Genomic DNA, 20,818 nt, shown 5'->3' with positions numbered 1-20,818 from the left:
ACAAGAGGCGCAACTCAGATACTCAATTATTCTAATTTCTAATTGTAAGAGCAATAATTCATTCACTAATTCACTCAATCACTCATTCACTAATTCACTAACTCACTAATTCACTCAATCACTAACTCACTCAATCACTAACTCACTAATTCACTCAATCACTAACTCACTAATTCACTCAATCACTCATTCCCAATCTCCACCTTCCAGGTTCTTTCAAAGGTTTCTGTTGGCGCCAGTGCGTTAATTCCTTCTTTTTCTTCCAGATTCCGGTTATGAGCAACGCTGTCTGCAATGCCACACCAGGGCTCAATACAAACGAAATCGGCATCTTTAGCTGCCCAGATACCCAGAAAAGGGAATCCTTCAAAATGGAATTTAAGCTTGTAAGCAGTTTTGGCTGATTTAAGTGTAACGGAGTCAGACTGTAAATGTTTAAATACAAGAGCATCCTGATAAAATAACTCTTTGGTTAATGGCAGGATACCTGAATCGTCCGCAATTGTTTCCGGCTCTGATTCTATCAACCCATCTTTATCCAAAGGCCATTTTTTCAAATCTTCAACCTTGTTAAATTCTAAGAAATAATCATTGTAGGTAGTACCTTCTGCAAAAGGTACCTTAAAAGCCGGATGACCCCCAATAGAAAAAAACATAGCACTATTGCCAGTATTTTTTACTTCATACTTCAGTTTTAACTGATTGGCTTCTGCTGAATAATGCAAACGCAGCTCAAAAGTGAATGGAAAAACCTGTAAAGAAGAATCATCTTCAGTCAACAGAAACACCACACTGCTTTCTGATAGTTTTTCAATTTCAAATACCCTGTCGCGCGCAAAGCCATGCCTTGGCAGCGCATATTCCTGGTTATCATAAATAAAAGAATTGCCTTTTAATGACCCGATAACAGGAAACAATACAGGAGACGACTTACCCCAGTATTTAGGGTCGGCAGACCACATATACTCGGTATTTGTAGGTTTATCTATTAAACTTACCAACTCAGCTCCTTTAGGATTGATGGTAGCACTTAAGATTTCGTTCTGAATGGTTATCATACAATTTGTACTTAAAATATCGGTTCGCAAGTTACATATCTCTGGCAATTGTCTGACAAAAAAAAGAGCACTATTTCTATAAATTTATCAACGGGCAAAAACCAAAAAAACAAAGGGCAAGGCCAAAGGCCTCACCCTGTTATTACGAAAAAGCATTATTAATAAAACTCATTTACTAATATCTTCCATAGCGGTCGTGGTATCTGCCTCCTGCATAGCCACGGCTATATTCATCATAGGTTATACGATCTCTGTCTCTTTTCTCGCGAGCTATCCAGTTGTTCAGCATGGCCAGGTCCTGCGCTAATTCACGGCGTTCAAAGCCATCCAGTCTTCCATCACGTTTAAATCTGTTCTCTTTCACTTCAATTCTTTCTGCCTCTCTCAGCAAACGTTTGGCTTCATTAGAGGTAATTCTGCCGCTTTCAATACCAAAAGCAATCTGGCGGCGGGCCTCACGCTGGTAGCTGTCTATTCTGTCATAACCATTATCAAAACGGCCGGGTCTGTCATATCCTCTTTGCGCATTAGCAGAGATGGCTCCAGCCACCAACATTGCTACAAACATTAACTTTCTCATAGTAAAAATCGGGTTATTAATTCTTCTTGTTTTATGATTGAATCTTTGTTTTTGTTATTTGATTCTTAGATGAGAATTACAGGCTTAAAGTTTATCAGCCATTTGTTAATGATTCGTTAAGAGAGATAAGAACCTATCAATGAACATTTTACAACAACACAAATCAATAACAGCAACCTTTATGTTTATTTTGATTATATTGTCATACATAAGTTTAATGCCACTTTTTTTCCGTCTTATCAAAATAAATACGCCAGCTTTTTTATATGTATTTACTTTTGAAAAAAAATTAATCTATGAAACCGACTATTTACGCTTTTATATTCTGCTTTGCCACAGGAAACGCCCTTGCCCAAAAAATTAGCCTGAATGAAGCCGTACAGAAAGGGTTAGCGAACCGACTGGAGCTAAAGGCTCAGAATCTGAATATTCAGATAGCCGGCACTGAAAATGAAAAGATAAAAGCCAGATGGCTGCCACAGATAAGCGGTAATGCGGATATCCGTTGGAATACCCAGTTACAAACTACTATTTTACCCTTTGCCCTGCCCGGTTCTGCAGAAACCCAGACAGAGGTAAGACTAGGCCGACCCTTTAACAACTCGTTTCTGGTGCAGGCAGAACAGAAGGTATATGATGCCAACAGAAAAATTGACCTTCAACTGAATAATACACAACTGGATGCACAGAAGAATAATCTGGAGCAATTAAGGGTGAATCTGAAACAGGCTATTACTGAAGCTTATTATAATTGTGTATTTGCAAAAGAGCGGCTAAATCTGTCGGTTTTGGCTTTAGAGAGAGCTAAAAGTTATCTGGAAGTAGGCAAAGCGCGTTTTGATCAGGGAGCTATTCTGAAAAATGATCTGGACAAACTTGAACTGGATGCCAGCAACGCCCAATTGGCACAAACCAAGAATCAGCAAGACTCTGACCTTAGCCTGATAGCATTGCAATACCAGTTGAATACTTCTGAAACGGTAGAGCCTGGTGAAGACCTGCAAGCCATATTTGGCTATTCACAAGTTGTGCAGGGGCAATTGAACATAGAAAACCGGGCTGAAATAAAGGCAGAACAATTGAGCAGGCATTTGAATGAACTGAATGCACAAAAGCAACTGGCCCGTAACAGGCCGACGGTTTCGGTTTATGGCAATTACTCGTATTTCCAATTATCTGAAACCCTTAATCCGTTTGAAAAAAACACCTGGTTCCCGGCCAATTATATCGGTATCAGAGCCAATGTGCCTATTTTTGACGGTCGGCAGGCGAGATTAACAGCTAACGACTTCAGGGTAAGGCAGCAAATAAATGTTTTGAATGCCGAGCGGCTGAGAAACGATTTCAGTTATGAATCAAAAAGCACCTGGAATACCTTGCAGCAATCGAAATTGAATCTGGAAGAAGCCCGTAAAAATATTGACCTGGCACACAGGATTCTGGAAACTGATAAGTTTCGTTTTGAAAAAGGCGTCATATTGCTTTCAGACCTTAAAAATACCGAATACGCACTTCAAAACGCCGAAACCCAGTATCTCTCGAGCATTTATAACTTTCTGATAGCTAGTGTAAGATATAAGAAGGCTAGTGGAAATTTGTGAGTTTCAATTGTATTCATGATGAATTCCATGGTTAAGTATTAAATTATTTCTTTAAATTTGATTTTATTATTTTAATCCCTAGTTTTGTAACCATGTATAACGTTATATAAGTTGGTTATGGAAGATTATTACACAATATCTGAAGCCTCCAAACTATTAAATAAAACCAAAGAAACATTAAGGCGATGGGATAGAGAAGGAAAGTTGCCAGCTGTTCGTGAACCAATTAGTAATTATCGTGCATATAGAAAGGCTGACATAATGACATTATTTTCTGATTTTATCCCGCAAGATTCAAAAGAATCGACTACGAATTATATTGAACCAATAAAGGACTTTACCGTTTTAGAACTTTTTGCCGGTGCAGGGGGGTTAGCTGTTGGATTAGAAAAAGCAGGTTTAAAATGTGTAGCTTTAAATGAAATTGATAAATGGGCTTGCCAAACGCTTAGATATAATAGACCTAACTGGAAAGTTCTTGAAGGAGATATTAAATCTTTTGATTTTACAGAGTATAAAGATAAAATTGATATTGTTACAGGTGGATTTCCGTGCCAAGCATTTAGTTATGCAGGAAAAAAACTTGGACTCTCTGATGCAAGAGGAACATTGTTTTATGAATTTGCAAGAGTAGTTAACGAAGTTAACCCATTATTATGCATAGGAGAAAACGTAAGAGGCTTATTAAGTCATGATAAAGGTAGAACTTTAAATGGAATGATATCTATTTTAGACGAAATTGGGTATAATGTCGTACCCGTGCAGGTCTTAAAAGCAATTAACTATAGAGTACCTCAAAAAAGAGAGCGACTTATACTAGTAGGTATTCGTAAAGATTTAAATATTAAATATGAATACCCAAAACCATATAAAAAAATTTACACATTAACAGATGCTTTAAAAAAAGGAGAACTGTTTAATAGTAATGTACCTGAATCTGAGGGAGCAAGATATCCTAAAAGTAAAATAAAAGTCTTAGATATGGTACCTCAAAAAGGTTATTGGCGAGATTTACCGTTAGAAATTCAAAAGGAATTCATGGGAGGTAGTTTTTACCTCGGGGGAGGAAAAACCGGGATGGCTCGTAGAATTGGCTGGGATGAACCATGTTTAACATTGACATGTAGCCCTGCACAGAAACAAACAGAAAGGTGTCATCCAGATGAAACTCGTCCATTTACAGTTAGAGAATATGCGCGTATTCAAACATTTCCAGATGACTGGAAATTTTCAGGTTCTTTGGCTCAACAATATAAGCAAATCGGAAATGCTGTTCCTGTTAACTTAGGTAGAGAAGTTGGTTACTCAATTATTAAATTTTTAAATGAACATTACTCCTCTTTAAATCCCAAATAATAACTGTAATTTTCAAATGTAATCTGGTCTAAAATACTCTTTTTCGATGAAAGCGTTTCTATTTTAATTTCTTCTATTGCTGAATTTTTGGCTATTTCGGATTGCCTATCTAAAGTGTCCAGAAAATCTTTAATCGCTAATGGAAGTGCTTGATACAGCTGAAAAAATGCATCATCTCTACCCGTTAATAGTGCATAAAATTTATCTCCGGAAATTTTACGCACTCTGCTATGGCTATATTCTTTACCATTTATTTCACCAGTCCATAATTCATCAAAGCTTCCTTTAGCAAGAATTTGAACCCAGTAACATTTTGCTTTTTTGAAAGAATCTGCGTAACGTGCTAATTTTTGAAATAATGCCTCTGCCGAACTACTATTCATTGTATTATGTTTATTTTTGATATCCGCAAACAGCGTATTGTCAACAGCTTTAATATCAAATCCACTTAATTTACCTACTTCAAAACCTTGAATGCCTCCTAAAACTTGCTCATGAAATGTTCCGATGGAATTATTTATAGATTTATCAATTTGTCTCAAAACCTCTGACTGAATAAGGTCTTCTTCGTCAATTTCATTGAATCTGGAATCAAAAGTAAGTTTAATAGTATCAACTTTATTAGCATAAAAACTTTTCTTGGTTATGTTATTTTTTGCTTTTATATACGATTTATGAAGATTTGAGATGCATTGTAAAAAATGTTCATCTGTAATATAACTTAGATACTTATTACTCATTCTTTTAACAATTTATGCTTTGGTGGTTTTACAAATGTATATTCAATTCTCTATTTTTTAATTTCAAGCAATTCCTACTCCCCCATCAACTCTTTCAATATCTTTTGTGCGGCAATTGAAATTACCGTACCCGGGCCAAATACACCTTTTACGCCGGCATCGTACAGAAACTGGTAGTCCTGCGGAGGAATTACTCCACCTGCAATAACCATGATGTCTCCACGGCCCAGCTTTTTCAGCTCTTCAATTAACTGTGGCACCAGGGTTTTATGACCTGCTGCCAGGCTTGATGCACCTACAATGTGTACATCATTTTCAACTGCCTGCCTGGCCGTTTCTTCGGGGGTCTGAAAAAGCGGCCCGATGTCTACATCAAAACCTAAATCAGCAAAACTGGTGGCAATTACTTTGGCGCCGCGGTCGTGGCCGTCCTGACCCATTTTGGCAACCATAATTCGTGGCCTTCTGCCTTCTAATTCAGCAAATTTATCTGCCATTTCTTTAGCAATCCTGAAGTTTTCATCGTCTGAAACCTCAGACTGATACACACCTGAAATAGAGCGGATGGTTGCCTTGTGGCGCCCTGCAATCTTTTCCATAGCATAAGATATCTCTCCAAGGGTAGCCCGCCTACGCGCAGCTTCAACGGCAATTGCCAGCAGATTATCATCAAATGAGCCGCTGGCATGCGCTGTTACCTCAGTTATTTTGTTTAAAATTCGCTCAACTTCTTCATTGTTTCGCTCGGCTTTAATTTTTTCAAGCCTTTCAATCTGCTTTCTGCGTACATCCTGATTATCAACCTCAAGCAGCTCAATTTTTGTTTCGGTGGTAGTCTTATACTTATTCACCCCAACTATTATATCTTTCGCTGAGTCAATTCGCGCCTGTTTACGTGCGGCAGCTTCTTCAATACGCATTTTAGGCAAGCCCGTTTCAATGGCTTTGGTCATGCCACCCAGCTGCTCAACTTCTTCTATTAATGCCCAGGCTTTTTCTACCAGTTCTTTGGTTAGATACTCTACATAATAGGAGCCGCCCCAGGGGTCAACCACGCGGCAAATCTCGGTTTCATGCTGAATAAACAATTGCGTATTCCGGGCAATGCGTGCCGAAAAATCGGTAGGCAAGGCAATGGCCTCATCCAGCGAATTGGTATGTAATGATTGCGTGTGCCCTAAGGCAGCAGCCATTGCCTCAATTGTGGTTCGGGCTACATTATTGTATGGGTCTTGTTCGGTAAGCGACCAGCCCGAGGTCTGGCAATGCGTTCTTAAAGCCAGCGATTTAGCATTTTTAGGATTAAACTGTTTCACAATTTTAGCCCACAGCAATCGCCCTGCTCTCATTTTGGCAATTTCCATAAAATGGTTCATGCCTATACCCCAGAAGAACGAAAGCCTGGGGGCAAAATCATCAATATCCATACCGGCTGCTATTCCGGTTCTGATATACTCCAGCCCATCAGCAAGGGTATAGGCCAGCTCCAGATGCGCCGGAGCCCCCGCCTCATGAATATGATAGCCCGATATAGAGATTGAATTAAACCTGGGCATAAGCCGGGAGGTATAAGAGAAAATATCTCCTACTATGCGCATTGAAAATTCTGGTGGATATATGTAGGTATTACGCACCATGAATTCTTTCAGAATGTCGTTCTGGATGGTTCCTGAAAGTTGTGCAGGTGCTACGCCTTGTTCTTCAGCTGCTACAATATAAAAGGCCATAATTGGCAGCACTGCGCCGTTCATGGTCATAGATACTGACATTTCGTTAAGCGGAATCTGATCGAAGAGAATCTTCATATCTTCAACAGAGTCTATGGCTACACCGGCTTTGCCTACGTCTCCTACCACACGAGGGTGGTCAGAATCGTAACCGCGATGGGTTGCCAGGTCAAATGCAACCGAGAGCCCTTTTTGCCCGGCGGCCAGATTTCTGCGATAAAACGCGTTCGATTCTTCAGCCGTTGAAAAACCGGCATACTGACGGATTGTCCAGGGTTGCATAACATACATAGTGCTGTAAGGCCCTCTTAAATAAGGGGGTAAACCTGCAGAAAAACGCAGGTGTTCTGCCTGAGCAATATCTTTAGCCGTAATAAGAGGCTTTATGGGAATCCCTTCTGCTGTTTTGAAAACAGGCGCCGCCTCATCGGTTTTAGCATCCTTTACTTCTTCTTTTTTTTCAAAAAGCTTTATGTTCGAAAAATCCGGCTTCATAGTTTATCTCTAACGATTTACAAAATCGTGATACAATTCACAGGTAAATATCTTCTTTTTTTATACACAAACCAATCCAATTTCTCAATTTTACTCTGGCCGGAAACAAAAAAAGTTTGCCCCCAGAAGAGACAAACTTTCATAAAAATAGAAGTAGATTTGTTTCAAAAAGTTTTCGTTATTGATAAACAAGCTCCTTGGCTCCCAGCCCACTATTGTTTACTTCAACCAAAGGAACATTATGTGATTGTTTTGGCAAGTCTTTCAGTGCATGAATACCTCGTTCTTCCCAGGCATCTAACCAATTGGTTATCGTTGCCCTGCTTACCTCAAAGATGTCAGACAAGGTAGTTACATTGTATCCTTTAAAACTTAAAAGTATTGCTTTGGCTCGTTCGCGCTCACGGTAGTTTCTACTATGCCTTGAAACTTCGCGCAGATGCTTTACCTGTTCAGGAGTTATTTTCCTTACATACCTCATAAGCAAAACGTTTAAATTAATAATGAATAGCTTTTTCGATATCTGACCTTCATTCTTGGCAGGCAAATATCTCAATTTAACCAATGCCTGGGTGTAGAGAGTCTCTAAAATGGAAGACGACAAAATATTTCAGAACGCTGTGGAAATTATGAAAATTATTTTGAAGCGTTTAAACTACCTGTTCAGGCAATCCGGTTGTGCTATAAACATTAACAAAAAAATATAAACGCCAGATAAAATGAATTTACCGAATTGTTTATTGGTTTGCTGGCTGTATTGCTTATTGCGATAATGATGATAGGCTCGCAAACCATGAAAGCCGCACAGAGTAACCCTGTTAATGTATTGAAGAGCGAATAAAGAAGAGAAACTCCACTCATAAATCGGTATCAAAACCCATTGGTACCGATTTGCTGCTATAAAACATTACTTTTCAGAAGTAATCTTCTTTTTGTGTTGTGTACCCCAATCTGCCAAACAGGCAATAATGCCTTTTAGTGTTGCGCTATACTCTGTAGACACATACTCTACCACCACGGGTTTTTGGCCAGCATGAACTACTCTTTTAACTAAGCCGTTTATTTCCAAATCTTTCAGCTCGCCTGAAAGCACCCTTGCTGATATACCATTTAAGGTGCGTTGCAATTCATTGAAACGCGTTTGTCCGCTTAGTATAGCAATCATTACGCGTAAGGTCCATTTACCGCCAATTACATACAAAGCATCTTCTGTTGCCGACAAATGCTTGTTGCATTGTACTTCGGTAAAAACCGGTCTTCTGTCTGATGATTCCCCCATTTTGCTTGACGTAGTAAACAAAAGGTTAGTACTAACCTTTTATTTACTACTAACTTTTTATTAGCAAATATACATAAGTTTGCGACATCAAAAAAAATCTTAAACATCAAAAAAGAAAATCATGAAAAAAGTACTTCACATTATATCAAGCCCGCAAGGCGAAGCATCGATTAGTAAAAAACTCAGCAACGCTATTATTGACAAGATTAAAGACAAGTATACTAACATTAGTGTAAAGGAAAGAAACCTGACAACCAAGGCATTTCCACATCTTGATCAGCTACAAATCGGTGCATGGTTTACCCCTGCCGAAAACCATTCTGCTGACCAGGCAAATGCTATTAAAATATCTAACGAAGCCATTGCTGAAATGCAGGAAGCCGATATTTACGTCATTGGTGCCCCTTTCTATAACTTTGCCATTCCTTCTACGTTGAAGGCTTATTTAGACCACATCGTAAGACCCGGAATTACTTTCAGATATAACGAAGAAGGCAGACCGGAAGGCTTTTTGAAGAACAAAAAGGCCTATATTGCCATTTCTTCAAGCGGTGTTTATTCTGAAGGTGAATTTAAATCGTTTGATTATGTGAGTCCGTATCTGAAATTCTTATTGGGCCTTCTGGGGATTACAGATGTTACCTTTGTAAGAGTTGAAGGCCTGAGATTTGATGGTATAAAAGAAACAGCTTTTGAAAAAGGAGTAGAAAGCATTGCAATTGACTGATTTTTGTAAAGCATTTATTATTGTTGGTTACCTGAAAGTTTGATGTCAGCCAAGTTATTGACTAAAAGCGTAAATAATGTTGTCAATAACATTTATTTACGCTTTGCTGTTAGTAGCCCGAATACTATCTTTTTCTGTATAATTTTGTAGTTTTGCTTCAGCAATTAATTATTACAGAAAAAGGTTTTTTTATTCGTTATATACTCATGCAGATTGTCAATCCGGCCACCGAAGAAATTATTACAACCCTTGTGGAAGACTCCCCCGAGAGTCTTCATAGTAAATTAAAAACGCTTCAAAAAGGACAAAAATCCTGGGCAAAAGTTTCACTAAAAAAGCGTATCGGAATAATCGCCAGGTTTTCGGATTTACTGGCAGAAAACATTGAGGCGCTTGCCGCTACTTTAACGGCTGAAATGGGCAAACCTCTGCAGCAGGCGCGCAACGAAGTAAACGGAGCCAGAGCCAGAATTAAATACTTTGTAGATAACTCGCAGAAGTATCTGAAAGACGAAACGGTTACACGTCAGGAAGGGTTAACAGAAAAGATTTCTTATGAACCACTGGGGGTTATTTGTAATATATCTGCCTGGAACTACCCTTTTCTGGTTGGGGTAAATGTGTTTATTCCGGCGCTTATCGGGGGCAATGCCGTTTTCTATAAACCATCTGAGTTTTCGACATTGACGGGACTAAACATTGAGAAGTACCTGAAAAAAGCAGGTGTACCCGATGATGTGTTTCAGGTGGCTATTGGTGCCAGAGAAGTAGGTGAACAATTACTTGATATGCCTCTGGACGGTTATTTCTTTACAGGCTCTTACAAAACCGGCCTATATATTTACGAAAAAGTGGCCAACAAAATGGTGCCGTGCCAGCTGGAATTGGGCGGCAAAGACCCCCTATATGTGGCCGAAGATGTGGCAGACATTGCATCGGTAGCGGCAGGTACTGCTGATGGCGCTTTTTATAACAACGGCCAGAGTTGTTGTGCAGTAGAGCGAATTTACGTACATGAAAAAGTATACGACCAGTACGTTGATGCCTTTGTAAAAGAAGTGCAGTCTTACAAAATTGGGCAGCCTGATGAAGAAGGCGTATATATTGGCGCGTTAAGCCGCCAGTCTCAGCTAGGCTTTCTGGCGAATCAGGTGAAGGATGCCACCGAAAAAGGTGCCAATCTGCTAACTGGTGGCAAAAGCGTAACAGGTAAGGGGTATTTCTTTGAGCCAACTGTTTTAACTGGTGTTACACACCAAATGGCTGTGATGAAGGATGAGTCGTTCGGGCCAATTATTGGTATAATGAAAGTGAAAGACGATGCAGAAGCCACTAAACTGATGCAGGACACTGAATATGGTTTAACTGCTGCGGTTTATACTGCAGACATAAAACGTGCTGAGAAAATATTGCAACAAATTAATGCAGGAACCAGCTACTGGAATTGCTGCGACCGTGTCTCGGCGCCTCTTCCGTGGAGCGGACGAAAAAACTCTGGTTTTGGCGCTACGCTTTCGCATGCGGGTATCAGGGCATTTGTAAAACCCAAGGCATGGCATTTGAGAGGTTAATGCCTTTTTTAACAGAAGAGAGCGCCTGAAAAACCAGTTGCTCTCTTCTGCTAAATCTTATTCTTCGAATCAATTATTATGGTTACGGGGCCATCGTTCAGTAGAGACACTTTCATATCTGCTCCAAACTGTCCGGTTTCTATGGGCTTACCTAAACCAGTAGTCAACCGGGCAATCATTTTTTCATAAAGCGGTATGGCTACCTCTGGCCGAGCGGCTTCAATGAACGAGGGTCTGTTACCCTTCTTAGTACTGGCATGTAAAGTAAACTGGCTGATTAACAGTATATCTCCATTAACGGCGGTTATATCCAGATTCATCTTTCCTTCTTCGTCGCCAAACACCCGTAAGCCTGTAATTTTTTTTGAAAGCCAATCAATATCCTCCTCTGTATCGGTATGTGTAATACCAAGCAGAACCAAAAAACCTAAACCGATTTGCCCTTTTACGGCATGGTCAATGGATACAGAAGCCTGAGTTACCCTTTGAATAACAGCAATCATGATTTGTTAAATTCGGAGCAATAAATGCGCAATTAATAGATAAGTACCTATACCGATGATGTCGTTGGCGGTAGTAATAAATGGCCCGGAGGCTATTGCGGGGTTTATGCCGAGCCTGTTCAATAAGAGGGGGGTTACCGTACCCATAAACGACGCCAGCACAACCACTGCCAGCAAAGAAAAACAAACTACCAGAAAAAGCTCTGCCTCACCAATAACATAAATATAGGTGCCTGCCAATGCCCCGATAATCAGCCCGTTCACCAAAGCTACCAGAATAATCTTGAAAAGCCGCTGCCATAAACTTGTAACAATACCCGTTTTTTCTGCCAGACTCTGCACAATAAGAGACGATGTCTGTATACCTACATTGCCCCCCGTTGACCCCATAATGGGTATGAACGCAGCCAGAGCGGCTACTTTCTGAAACTCAGCCTCAAAGCCTTTAATAACTGTGGCAGCCAGTAAGCTACCCGCTACTCCTACTACCAACCAGGGTAAACGCGCCTTGGCCAGTTGCCATACGCTGTCGTCCTCCTCTGCTTCGCCGGTAATACCCGCCATTACCTGAATATCTTCTTCGGCTTTATCGGTAATAAAGTCAACTACGTCATCGATGGTGATTCTCCCCAGCAATCTCCCCAGGGTGTTCACTACCGGAATAGCCTCCAGGTCATATTTCTGCATCAGGTCGGCTACTTCTTCGGCTTTGGCTGTAGTTTCAACAAAGACAATATCATCATCCAGAATATTCTCTATTCTGGTGTTTTTACGGGCCAGCACAATTTGTTTCAGAGAAACAATTCCTTGCAATTTCTGCTCGTCATCAACTACATAAATGGCAAATACTTTCTCAACATCCTCCGCCTGTCTCCTGATTTCCTCCACGCACTCGCTCACTGTCCAGCTCGAATTAACCTTTACCAACTCTTTCTGCATCAAGCCTCCGGCAATATCTTTGGGGTAATACATCAGGTCAATAATGAACCTGGCCTGCTCGCGGTCATCAAGCATCGCAATTACCTTCTCCCTTACCTCTATTGACTGCTCGTTCAGCAAATCAGCAGCATCATCCGAATCCAGCAAATCTACATACTTGGCAATTTCTTCTACCGTAAACCGCTCTTTTATAAAACTCTTGCGTGTATCCGGCTCAATGTGTGCCAGTATTTCGGCCCCTGTTTCAATATCAACCAATGTAAGCAGATAATGCCCCTGTTCGCCGTCCAGTTCAAGCAAAATACCGGCTATATCCGCCGGATACAGCTCTTCCATTTCGGCTTTCAGCAGTTTATGATCTTTCTGCTCAATGGCCGTCTCCAGCTTTTCAACGTACTCTCTGGTTAGCTCAAAAGTACTCATATCTACTCAGTTAGTTTTCAGTAAAGGCCTTTGTCAACAGTATAAATTCGGCAACGCCCAATTGTTCGGCGCGTTTATTCAACAGCTCATGTTCAAAATTCAGGCCAATAGGCTTTAAAGCATTACGAAGCGTTTTTCTTCTCTGGTTAAATCCGGCTTTTACCACCTGAAAAAACTTTCGCTCGTCGCAATCCAGTTTACCAACTGCATTTCTTTTCAGACTAATTACACCCGAATCTACTTTAGGCGGAGGGTTAAAGGCCCCGGGCAAAACTGTAAATTCATACTTAATATCATAATAAGCCTGCAAAAGCACGCTAAGAATACCATAATCTTTATTGCCCGGTGGTGAGGCAATCCTTTTAGCTACCTCTTTTTGCAGCATACAAACAACCTCTGCCACAGTATCTGTATGTTCAAGAACCTTGAAGAAAATCTGCGAAGAAATATTGTAGGGGAAATTGCCGATGATACCAAAAGTTTCAGAACCCTCAAACCCTTTTAATTCAGACAGGTTCATTCTTAGAAAATCTTCAGAGAAAATCCTGTCACTCAGTTCCGGATAGTTCGTTTTCAGGTATTCAACCGACTCTCTATCAATTTCAACTACCGATGTCTGGTATTCTGTCTTCTTCAGCAAAAACTGGGTTAGCACGCCCATACCCGGGCCAATTTCAAGCACCTTCGTATATCCTTTATGGAGCGCTAACAAATTTACTATTCTTTCGGCGGCATTCAGGTCTTTCAGAAAGTGCTGTCCGAGATGTTTTTTAGGCTTAACTTTTTGCATGCTCAAAATTAGTTCTTTCTAAGCAGAAAGTGTTGAAAGGCTCTGATTTTGTTGAACATCTTCCACATTTTGTATAAAGATTTGCTCCATTAACCCCAATTAAGCTATTCTGGCTGCTCAGGTACAGTTTTTTATTGTATTACACTAAAAAATACCAAAACTCATGAAACGCAATCTTATTTCAAAATCAATAGTTTTAGCTTCTGCTCTGTTGCTTGTAGGCTATACTAATATGAGTTGTAAATCAAGCAACTCAGTTACAAAATCAAGTTCAAAAGACAACAATAAGGTAGCTAATATGCCACCTGCCAACGCCGAGAAAGCCACCATCACTACGGTTTCGATGGGCGGCGCCAATGGCGATGAACTCAAAAGAATTATGGCAGACTATGTGCCTGCCATGAACGAAAACCTGATGGGCATAGCCTCGGTTGAAGCATACGACGAAGGTCTGCTGGTTACCATGACCAAAGGAAACATCTTTAAAGTTGACTCTTATATGATAAACGAGAACGCCAAACAAGACCTTCTCAGAATTGCCTATTCATTAAAACAAATGCCAAATACATTTGTTTTGGTAGGTGGCCATGCCGATGCCACAGGTAAAAACGCATATAACGAAAAACTTTCAAGAAAAAGAGCGGTTCAGGTTGCTAACTATCTGCGTTCGGCAGGGGTAGAAGAAAACAGATTACTGGTTGATGGCTTTGGCGAAAAGGTACCGGTTCGCTCAAACAAATATCTGGCAGGTAGAAACAAAAACCGCAGGGTTGATTTCTTAATTGTGGCTGACAATTCTATACGTGAAAGTGTAGTTAATAATACAGGCGGAAGATAAATTAATTACTTCCTTTAAACATCCGACCGGAGTAGCCCATCGTTACTCCGGTTTTTTTATGTTATACGAATCAGGTTTTTAGCTATATTGGGCAAATAAACCAAAATTTATGAAACACCTTTTTTCGCTTCTGTTCTTTTTGATTCACTTTTCATTGCAGGCACAGACGGGTTCAGAAATTTACCTCTTTGACCTCCAATACAAAAATAATAGCTTTAGCTTATCTAACCCTGTTAACATTACCTTACACAAAGGGTATGATAACCAGCCGTCTTTTCACCCGACCCTTCCGCTGGTTTATTATGCATCTGCCAACGATAGCGGGCGCACCGATATTAAATCTTTCAATTACAAAAAGGGCCTCAGCAGGCAGATAACCACCACAACAGAACACGAATACTCTCCTACCATCACGCCTGATGGGCGATTCATTTCATGTATTATTCAGAGAGACAACGGGAATCAGGATTTGGGTAAGTACCCGGTAAATGGCGGGCAGTCTGTAACTCTAATCAATCATCTGAAAGTCGGGTATCATACCTGGACAGACCCTACGCATCTGCTTTTATTTGTTCTGGCAGATACCACCAACCATTTGCATTACTATGACCTTGATACTAAAAAAAGCGTAATTCTTGGTTCAAAGCCTGGCCGTTCGCTGCACAAAATTCCGGGAGGCAATACATTTAGCTTTATCGATAAAACAGCAGAAACATGGCTGATTAAGGAGTTTAATCCTGCAACCGGAGAAATATCCCCTATTGTTGCTACAATGGGCAAGTCTGAAGACATTACCTGGACACCCAATGGCTACATACTTACCAGTGATGGCGAAAAACTCTTTGCCTTTAAGCCCGGGTCGGGTTCGGTGTGGCAGGAAATAAATACAGCTCACCTGCCCGGGTCTGGCAAAATTACACGCATGGCTGTTAACAAAGCCAATACAAAACTGGCGGTGGTAATTAGCGAATAATGAGCTTCAAAAACAGGGCCATAAATTAGGGTTTAAAATCTTCATCTTTATTTGTAGATTTACCTCATAATATATACCTATTAAGAGAAAGATGACGGCCGAAAAATCGAATGACGACTTGTTGTATGAGATTGAAAAGCTCAAACGCAAACTTGAAGAAGCTGAACACAGTGATGCCATTGACCAGCTACAGGATTTAGTTGATAATACGTCTGAGATTATTATGCTACTTTCGCTGGACGGGCGGTTCCTTTTTGTCAACAAGGCCTCAAGAGAAGTTTTAGGCTATACCAGTGATGAGCTTTCAAAACTTACACTTCAGGATATTCTTCACCCGCAGTTTGCCGAAGATATGCTGGTTACATTGCAGCAGATAAAAACCGAAAGACAGGTGGTAGATTACCAGACTGTTATGCGTAATAAAGAGGGTAAACGTGTGTATCTGCTTGGCGACATCAGCTGCAGGTTTGAAAACGGAGTACCTACGGCTTTCCGCTGCCTGTTTCGTGATATTACCCTGCGCCGACGCGCCGAACGAGCCCAGCAACTATATTACACCATTGCCCAGCTGAATCTGAATACCCTGAACCTGAAAGATTTTTTAACACAGGTACATGTAGAGCTACAGAAACAGATTCAGGCCAATAATTTCTTTGTAGCGCTCTTTGAACCTGAAGACGGTACCATCTATTACCCTTATGTTGTAGATGAGTATTCAGACACGAGCGAGAATTTCCTGCGCCGAAAACTGGGGAACGGCATTATTGAATATTCAATGGTGCAAAACAAGCCTCTTTTTCTTTATAAAGAAGACATTGAACGTCTTTCAGAAACCGAAAGGTTAACCTTATACGGTTCTTCCAAACCTGAAGTAATGCTTTGTGTACCCTTAAAAGTAGATACCAAAACTACCGGGGTAATTGGCGTGCAGTCTTACAGTGACCGTAATAAATTTACCATCCGTGACCTTGAATTGCTTGAATTCGTTTCGGGCCAGGTAGCTGTGGCGCTGGTAAGAAAACAGAAAGAAGAAGATTTACTAAGGCAAACATCTCGCCTCAATGCTGTGTTTGACAGCAGTTCGCACGTAATCTGGACAGTGAACCTGAAACGCCAGCTAAGCTCTTTCAATAAAAATTATGAAGAATTAATCAGAAAAAACCTCGGGTATCCGCCTGAAATCAACTCAAGTACCGAGAAAATCGGCTGGCGCCTGATTGCCCCTGAAGACCGCCCGGTGCTTCGCGAAAGATACAATGAAGCCTTTAAAGGCAAACCTCAGAATTTTGAAATGCACTGGGGACACATAGATGGTGGCGACGATTGGTATGAGTTTTACCTGAACCCCATTCTTTCGTCTTCAACCGGGCAAATAGAAGAGATTTCGGGCATTGCCCAAAACATTACCGAAAAGAAAAACTCTACCATCAGGCTGCAAAAAAGTGAACAGAAGTTCCGCGATACCATTGAGTCGTTCATCGATATCTATTACCGAACTGATCTGGCCGGAAATATTAGTATGATATCACCGTCGGTACTTACCCACACAGGGTATTCTGTTGAAGAGGTAATGGGCAACAAGGTGGATAAGTTCTTTGAAAACGCCATTGACAGTTCAAAGAATATCAAAGGGCTGTTGAAGTCGGGCAGTATTACCAACTTTGAGGTAGTAGTAAAGCGCAAAGACGGAGAGTTACGGCAGTTTATGCTCAATATCAGAATGATTAAAGATGCCAAGGGGATTCCTGTTGAGGTAGAAGGGGTAGCACGTGATATATCAGAGCTGAAACACGCCAACGAAGACTTAATTGTTGCCAAAGACGAGGCCGAGCGGTCGCTTAAAGTAAAAGAACGCTTCCTGGCCAATATGAGCCATGAGATTCGTACACCAATGAATGGTGTAATTGGGATGATTGACCTGATGTACGAAACGCCGCTGAATCCGGAGCAAAGAGATTATGTTCAAACCATCAAGAAATCGTCAGAGACCCTGCTGACCATTCTGAATGACATACTTGACCTGTCTAAAATTGAGGCCGGCAAAATGGACTTGCACAATGCCCCGCTTGATATACGTGAGTTATTAGAACGACTGGTGGGTTTGTTCCGTCAGCGGGCTATCGAAAAAAACAATGCCCTTACTTATCATATAGCCGAAGACGTACCCGCCTACCTGATTGCAGACCAGACACGTTTGTTACAGATTTTCTCGAACCTGACTTCCAATGCACTGAAATTTACTGAGAATGGCAGTGTAACGGTTTCGCTGTCTAAGGTATCATCTAACGGGAAAATTCATATCCTGAAAGGCGAAATCAAAGATTCAGGCATTGGTATATCAGAAGAAGACCAGAAACTACTGTTTGGGGCTTTTCAGCAGGTGGATAATTCAACCAAAAAATCATTTGGCGGAACAGGCCTTGGCCTGGCCATTTCACGTGAGCTATGCCGCCTGATGAAAGGCGACATGGGGGTAGTTTCGGGCGAAGGCAAAGGAAGCACTTTCTGGTTTACGATTGAGGTTCGTTCTACCAGCATCAGCCCGAGTGTTTCTGATAATGATGCAGGGGAGATTCAGCTAACTAACTTTTTCAGTCAGTATTCACCTAAAATTCTATTGGTTGACGACAATCAGGTAAACCGTAAGGTAGCTTCAGAAATACTGAATAAGTCGGGCTGTACTGTAACAACTGCCGAAAGCGGCGCCAAAGCCATTGAGATATTTGGTGATAATCCGTTCTTTGACCTCATTTTTATGGATATTCAGATGCCGGAAATGGATGGCATAGAAACCACCCACCGCATGCGTGACATCTATGGGTCGTCACTACCCAAAATAGTAGCCATGACCGCCTACTCCATGCAGCACGACCGGGAACGTTTCCTGAGCGAAGGGATGGATGACTACGTACCCAAGCCCATCAGAGCCGCTATTCTGGTTCAAAAAGTAAACGAACTGGTAAGAATCGAAGGCAGAACAGAAGAAACCGCAGCCACGGCCAGAAGCGGGGCTGCCAAAGAACCAATCACCAGGACACCAACTGCAAAAAACAACCAGCCTGTTATAGATGTTAAAGGGTCTGCCGCTAATACAGATTTCAGTGTGGCTGCCGGTATACCCATGTTTGATATGGAAGTAGTAAACCAGCTGAAAGAAATGGTAGGAGAAGAAATGCTGCTGACCGTATTTGAGGATTTTGAACAAGAGGCTCAGGAGCAGATACGCAATACCAAAGAAGCCTACCCTGACCATGTAAAAACCATTCAAAGCGAACTGCATACCTTGAAAGGTAACTCAGGAACCATCGGGCTGGCGCGTATTCATGAAATTACCAAAGAAATTGAAGTGCCGTCTAAAACAGGAGATTTAACCTATTTCAATGAAAGAATGGCCGTTTTAGAAGATGAATTTACCAGATTTAAGGAAACTTACAGGCAGGTTTTGTCTTGATTAATGAACTAAAAATTTGCAATACTCCCATATTATTTTCGTTAATTTGAACAGGCGATTAAACAATTAAACACATGAAATTTAATACTTTATTACTTGCATTTATAGGGGTGATGGGCTTTGCAGCAGAAGCCAGTGCCCAGACCGACGACGAGGCGATTAAAGCAACGCTTTATAATTATCTGGATGGTGGAGCCACCGGCGATTCGGCCAGATTGAATCGCGCGTTTCATCCTGCTGCCAATCTGCGCAGCCAGTCAAACGGACGTATATCGGAGATTCCGGTAAAAAAATTCATTGCGTCTGTACCGGCAGGAGGCGCAAAATGGAAGAGTAATGTGGTAAGTTACAGCTTTGCCGGAACCGCCGGAACCGCTGTAACCGAAGAAGAATTTGAGAATTTTAAATATGTTGATTTCCTGAATCTGTTAAAAATAAATGGGGAGTGGAAAATTGTGAGCCGCGTGTTCTCTAAGGTTGACAAAACCATCGCGGTGACCTCATCATCAATCGGCGCTGCTGCGCCTTCAGCAGGCAATCTGAAAGCAGGCAATGCCCCGGTTAAGAAACCGGCAGCTAAACCCAAACCATCTGATGATGGCTGGTGATAAAAGCAGAGGCCTCGCGTTCCGGTGAGGCCTCTGCTTTTATCCGGCCAATTCATTTAGCCATGTTTTTATTTTTTCTGCCCATTCCGCTTGTTTAAAGGTATCCTGGCTGTGGCTTGTTTCGTCGTCATAGGCTCGTTGCAAGCTGTTCATCTCTCTATAAGATTCCAGATACTCAAACTGTATCATGCTGTTCAGGTCATCAATGCTTTCTGCCTGCAAGGCACTTACTTTTTTCTTGAATCGCTCCACAACCAGTTTGGTAATATCAAAATGCAGTTGTTCGTGCGCCAGTGCATAAGCCGTCCTGGCACTTTCATTCACCCACGACATCCCCCTGACCATATAGGTTCTGGTCTGAATATTGGCACGTATAATTCCTCCCGACACATTAAATGACGACACATAGCCAAAATTGCTAAAAATAGCTGCACCATATCTATTTAATCCTGAGGGGCTGCCTCTGAAATCGTCCCAGGTAACTTTTCTGGTTTCATAATAGATGGTGTCTTTATCGTTTAGTTTGTAATCAGGCATGAGCTTTATCTCAATGCCTCTGGCCAATGCTTCATGCTTGCCCTTATTCAATTCCAGCCAGTCGGCAAAATACTGCAATGTCTGCAAAACCAACCTGCGTAAAACCGACTCATAGTTATTCATGTTGGGCGCACCACCAGAACGCTTGTAGTCCAGGTACACCTGAGAGTCAACCAACTTTATTGTATCATTCCTTCCGATTCTCTCAAAACTAACAGACAGTGTCATTTTTCCATTAATCCCGCCCTGGGCATTTCTGGTTTCATGCAAATTCAGTTGAGTAAGATTATAAAGAACGGGGGTTGTTGCGGTATTTTTTGGCAAATTTCCGGATATAAATCTTTGCAATCCATTTTTTACTCCGCCGGCTATATTAATAACAGCTTTGGTGTCGTCAGGCGTAATAATTGTACCGAAACCATTTTTTTGCACTCTGCCGTCTTTTACATCGGCAATGTAATAACCTATTGGTTTTATATCAATCGGCGTGTCTTTCAGTGTAATCACATACTGTGCAAGTGCAGTCTGAGCCACACAGCAACAATAAAATATCATTAATGTATCAATGATTCTTCGCATTTGTTACACCTTATTTTACCAAATATGCAAAAATTAGAGCGTT

Annotated in this window: 18 protein-coding genes; 8 read left to right on the top strand and 10 right to left on the bottom strand. The window is 41.1% G+C overall.

Translation table 11 applies throughout. The annotated features are described in order from the left end of the window. Positions 1-182 precede the first annotated feature (182 nt). Positions 183-1,058, bottom strand: coding sequence for an aldose 1-epimerase family protein (locus NZ848_RS02595; RefSeq protein ID WP_259014233.1), 876 nt, complete (start codon positions 1,056-1,058; stop codon positions 183-185). Between the two features lie 175 nt (positions 1,059-1,233). Then, complete coding sequence (locus tag NZ848_RS02590; protein ID WP_259014232.1) at positions 1,234-1,638, bottom strand: hypothetical protein; 405 nt, start codon at positions 1,636-1,638, stop codon at positions 1,234-1,236. Between the two features lie 296 nt (positions 1,639-1,934). Here NZ848_RS02590 and NZ848_RS02585 point away from each other — a divergent pair, with 296 nt between their 5' ends. Both NZ848_RS02585 and dcm read left to right on the top strand, forming a co-directional pair. Next, positions 1,935-3,239, top strand: a complete 1,305-nt coding sequence (locus NZ848_RS02585) for a TolC family protein (protein WP_259014231.1) — start codon at positions 1,935-1,937, stop codon at positions 3,237-3,239. Between the two features lie 117 nt (positions 3,240-3,356). Then, entirely contained in the window at positions 3,357-4,595 is a 1,239-nt protein-coding gene (gene dcm, locus NZ848_RS02580) for a DNA (cytosine-5-)-methyltransferase (protein ID WP_259014230.1), read from the top strand. Here dcm and NZ848_RS02575 read toward each other — a convergent pair. The 4 genes from NZ848_RS02575 to NZ848_RS02560 form a co-directional block, all read right to left on the bottom strand. Then, positions 4,571-5,335, bottom strand: coding sequence for an Eco47II family restriction endonuclease (locus tag NZ848_RS02575; protein WP_259014229.1), 765 nt, complete (start codon positions 5,333-5,335; stop codon positions 4,571-4,573). The two genes, dcm and NZ848_RS02575, sit on opposite strands and share 25 nt — an antisense overlap. Before the next feature lie 74 nt (positions 5,336-5,409). Continuing rightward, on the bottom strand, positions 5,410-7,557 hold the full coding sequence (scpA, locus tag NZ848_RS02570; RefSeq protein WP_259014228.1) for a methylmalonyl-CoA mutase: 2,148 nt from the start codon (positions 7,555-7,557) through the stop codon (positions 5,410-5,412). A 178-nt stretch (positions 7,558-7,735) separates the two neighbouring features. Then, positions 7,736-8,038 (bottom strand): helix-turn-helix domain-containing protein, encoded by a 303-nt coding sequence (locus tag NZ848_RS02565; protein ID WP_259014227.1) that lies wholly within the window; start codon positions 8,036-8,038, stop codon positions 7,736-7,738. Between the two features lie 426 nt (positions 8,039-8,464). Further along, positions 8,465-8,836: a winged helix-turn-helix transcriptional regulator gene (locus tag NZ848_RS02560; RefSeq protein ID WP_253533739.1), complete on the bottom strand. Its 372-nt coding sequence runs from the start codon at positions 8,834-8,836 to the stop codon at positions 8,465-8,467. Between the two features lie 121 nt (positions 8,837-8,957). On the opposite strand from NZ848_RS02560, the gene NZ848_RS02555 reads away from it, so the two are divergent. Together NZ848_RS02555 and NZ848_RS02550 are read left to right on the top strand one after the other, a co-directional pair. After that, positions 8,958-9,563: an FMN-dependent NADH-azoreductase gene (locus tag NZ848_RS02555; RefSeq protein WP_259014226.1), complete on the top strand. Its 606-nt coding sequence runs from the start codon at positions 8,958-8,960 to the stop codon at positions 9,561-9,563. Between the two features lie 206 nt (positions 9,564-9,769). Further along, positions 9,770-11,134 carry an aldehyde dehydrogenase family protein gene (locus NZ848_RS02550; RefSeq protein WP_259014225.1) on the top strand — a complete coding sequence of 455 codons (1,365 nt, stop codon included), beginning with the start codon at positions 9,770-9,772 and terminating at the stop codon, positions 11,132-11,134. 50 nt (positions 11,135-11,184) lie between these two features. Here NZ848_RS02550 and dtd read toward each other — a convergent pair whose 3' ends face one another. The 3 genes from dtd to rsmA are packed head-to-tail and all read right to left on the bottom strand — an operon-like array spanning position 11,185 to position 13,789. Then, positions 11,185-11,637 carry a D-aminoacyl-tRNA deacylase gene (dtd, locus tag NZ848_RS02545; protein WP_259014224.1) on the bottom strand — a complete coding sequence of 151 codons (453 nt, stop codon included), beginning with the start codon at positions 11,635-11,637 and terminating at the stop codon, positions 11,185-11,187. A gap of 6 nt (positions 11,638-11,643) precedes the next feature. Next, complete coding sequence (mgtE, locus tag NZ848_RS02540) at positions 11,644-12,999, bottom strand: magnesium transporter (RefSeq protein ID WP_259014223.1); 1,356 nt, start codon at positions 12,997-12,999, stop codon at positions 11,644-11,646. Between the two features lie 10 nt (positions 13,000-13,009). Then, entirely contained in the window at positions 13,010-13,789 is a 780-nt protein-coding gene (gene rsmA, locus NZ848_RS02535; RefSeq protein WP_253533734.1) for a 16S rRNA (adenine(1518)-N(6)/adenine(1519)-N(6))-dimethyltransferase RsmA, read from the bottom strand. 163 nt (positions 13,790-13,952) lie between these two features. On the opposite strand from rsmA, the gene NZ848_RS02530 reads away from it, so the two are divergent. The 4 genes from NZ848_RS02530 (at position 13,953) to NZ848_RS02515 (ending at position 19,659) form a co-directional block, all read left to right on the top strand. After that, a complete protein-coding gene (locus NZ848_RS02530) occupies positions 13,953-14,627 on the top strand; it encodes an OmpA family protein (protein ID WP_259014222.1) in 675 nt (224 codons plus the stop codon). A 109-nt stretch (positions 14,628-14,736) separates the two neighbouring features. Continuing rightward, entirely contained in the window at positions 14,737-15,600 is an 864-nt protein-coding gene (locus NZ848_RS02525) for a TolB family protein (protein WP_259014221.1), read from the top strand. A gap of 91 nt (positions 15,601-15,691) precedes the next feature. After that, on the top strand, positions 15,692-19,051 hold the full coding sequence (locus NZ848_RS02520) for a PAS domain S-box protein (protein ID WP_259014220.1): 3,360 nt from the start codon (positions 15,692-15,694) through the stop codon (positions 19,049-19,051). Between the two features lie 74 nt (positions 19,052-19,125). Further along, positions 19,126-19,659, top strand: coding sequence for a nuclear transport factor 2 family protein (locus tag NZ848_RS02515; protein WP_259014219.1), 534 nt, complete (start codon positions 19,126-19,128; stop codon positions 19,657-19,659). Between the two features lie 39 nt (positions 19,660-19,698). On the opposite strand, the gene NZ848_RS02510 is transcribed toward NZ848_RS02515, so the two are convergent. Continuing rightward, positions 19,699-20,775: a DUF922 domain-containing protein gene (locus NZ848_RS02510; RefSeq protein WP_259014218.1), complete on the bottom strand. Its 1,077-nt coding sequence runs from the start codon at positions 20,773-20,775 to the stop codon at positions 19,699-19,701. Positions 20,776-20,818 lie beyond the last annotated feature (43 nt).

The organism is Emticicia fluvialis (assembly GCF_024793945.1).
In the GTDB taxonomy this organism is placed as follows: domain Bacteria; phylum Bacteroidota; class Bacteroidia; order Cytophagales; family Spirosomataceae; genus Emticicia; species Emticicia fluvialis.
Note: the sequence above shows the minus strand (reverse complement) of the source record. Positions and strands in the feature narration are given on the sequence as shown.

Coding starts and splice junctions, on each gene's coding strand:
- mgtE (WP_259014223.1), bottom strand. CDS start 12,999: ATGAGTACTTTTGAGCTAACCAGAGAGTACGTTGAAAAGCTGGAGACG.
- rsmA (WP_253533734.1), bottom strand. CDS start 13,789: ATGCAAAAAGTTAAGCCTAAAAAACATCTCGGACAGCACTTTCTGAAA.
- NZ848_RS02525 (WP_259014221.1), top strand. CDS start 14,737: ATGAAACACCTTTTTTCGCTTCTGTTCTTTTTGATTCACTTTTCATTG.
- NZ848_RS02560 (WP_253533739.1), bottom strand. CDS start 8,836: ATGGGGGAATCATCAGACAGAAGACCGGTTTTTACCGAAGTACAATGC.
- NZ848_RS02565 (WP_259014227.1), bottom strand. CDS start 8,038: ATGAGGTATGTAAGGAAAATAACTCCTGAACAGGTAAAGCATCTGCGC.
- dcm (WP_259014230.1), top strand. CDS start 3,357: ATGGAAGATTATTACACAATATCTGAAGCCTCCAAACTATTAAATAAA.
- NZ848_RS02530 (WP_259014222.1), top strand. CDS start 13,953: ATGAAACGCAATCTTATTTCAAAATCAATAGTTTTAGCTTCTGCTCTG.
- NZ848_RS02585 (WP_259014231.1), top strand. CDS start 1,935: ATGAAACCGACTATTTACGCTTTTATATTCTGCTTTGCCACAGGAAAC.
- NZ848_RS02595 (WP_259014233.1), bottom strand. CDS start 1,058: ATGATAACCATTCAGAACGAAATCTTAAGTGCTACCATCAATCCTAAA.
- NZ848_RS02555 (WP_259014226.1), top strand. CDS start 8,958: ATGAAAAAAGTACTTCACATTATATCAAGCCCGCAAGGCGAAGCATCG.
- dtd (WP_259014224.1), bottom strand. CDS start 11,637: ATGATTGCTGTTATTCAAAGGGTAACTCAGGCTTCTGTATCCATTGAC.
- NZ848_RS02590 (WP_259014232.1), bottom strand. CDS start 1,638: ATGAGAAAGTTAATGTTTGTAGCAATGTTGGTGGCTGGAGCCATCTCT.
- NZ848_RS02575 (WP_259014229.1), bottom strand. CDS start 5,335: ATGAGTAATAAGTATCTAAGTTATATTACAGATGAACATTTTTTACAA.
- NZ848_RS02515 (WP_259014219.1), top strand. CDS start 19,126: ATGAAATTTAATACTTTATTACTTGCATTTATAGGGGTGATGGGCTTT.
- NZ848_RS02550 (WP_259014225.1), top strand. CDS start 9,770: ATGCAGATTGTCAATCCGGCCACCGAAGAAATTATTACAACCCTTGTG.
- NZ848_RS02520 (WP_259014220.1), top strand. CDS start 15,692: ATGACGGCCGAAAAATCGAATGACGACTTGTTGTATGAGATTGAAAAG.
- scpA (WP_259014228.1), bottom strand. CDS start 7,557: ATGAAGCCGGATTTTTCGAACATAAAGCTTTTTGAAAAAAAAGAAGAA.
- NZ848_RS02510 (WP_259014218.1), bottom strand. CDS start 20,775: ATGCGAAGAATCATTGATACATTAATGATATTTTATTGTTGCTGTGTG.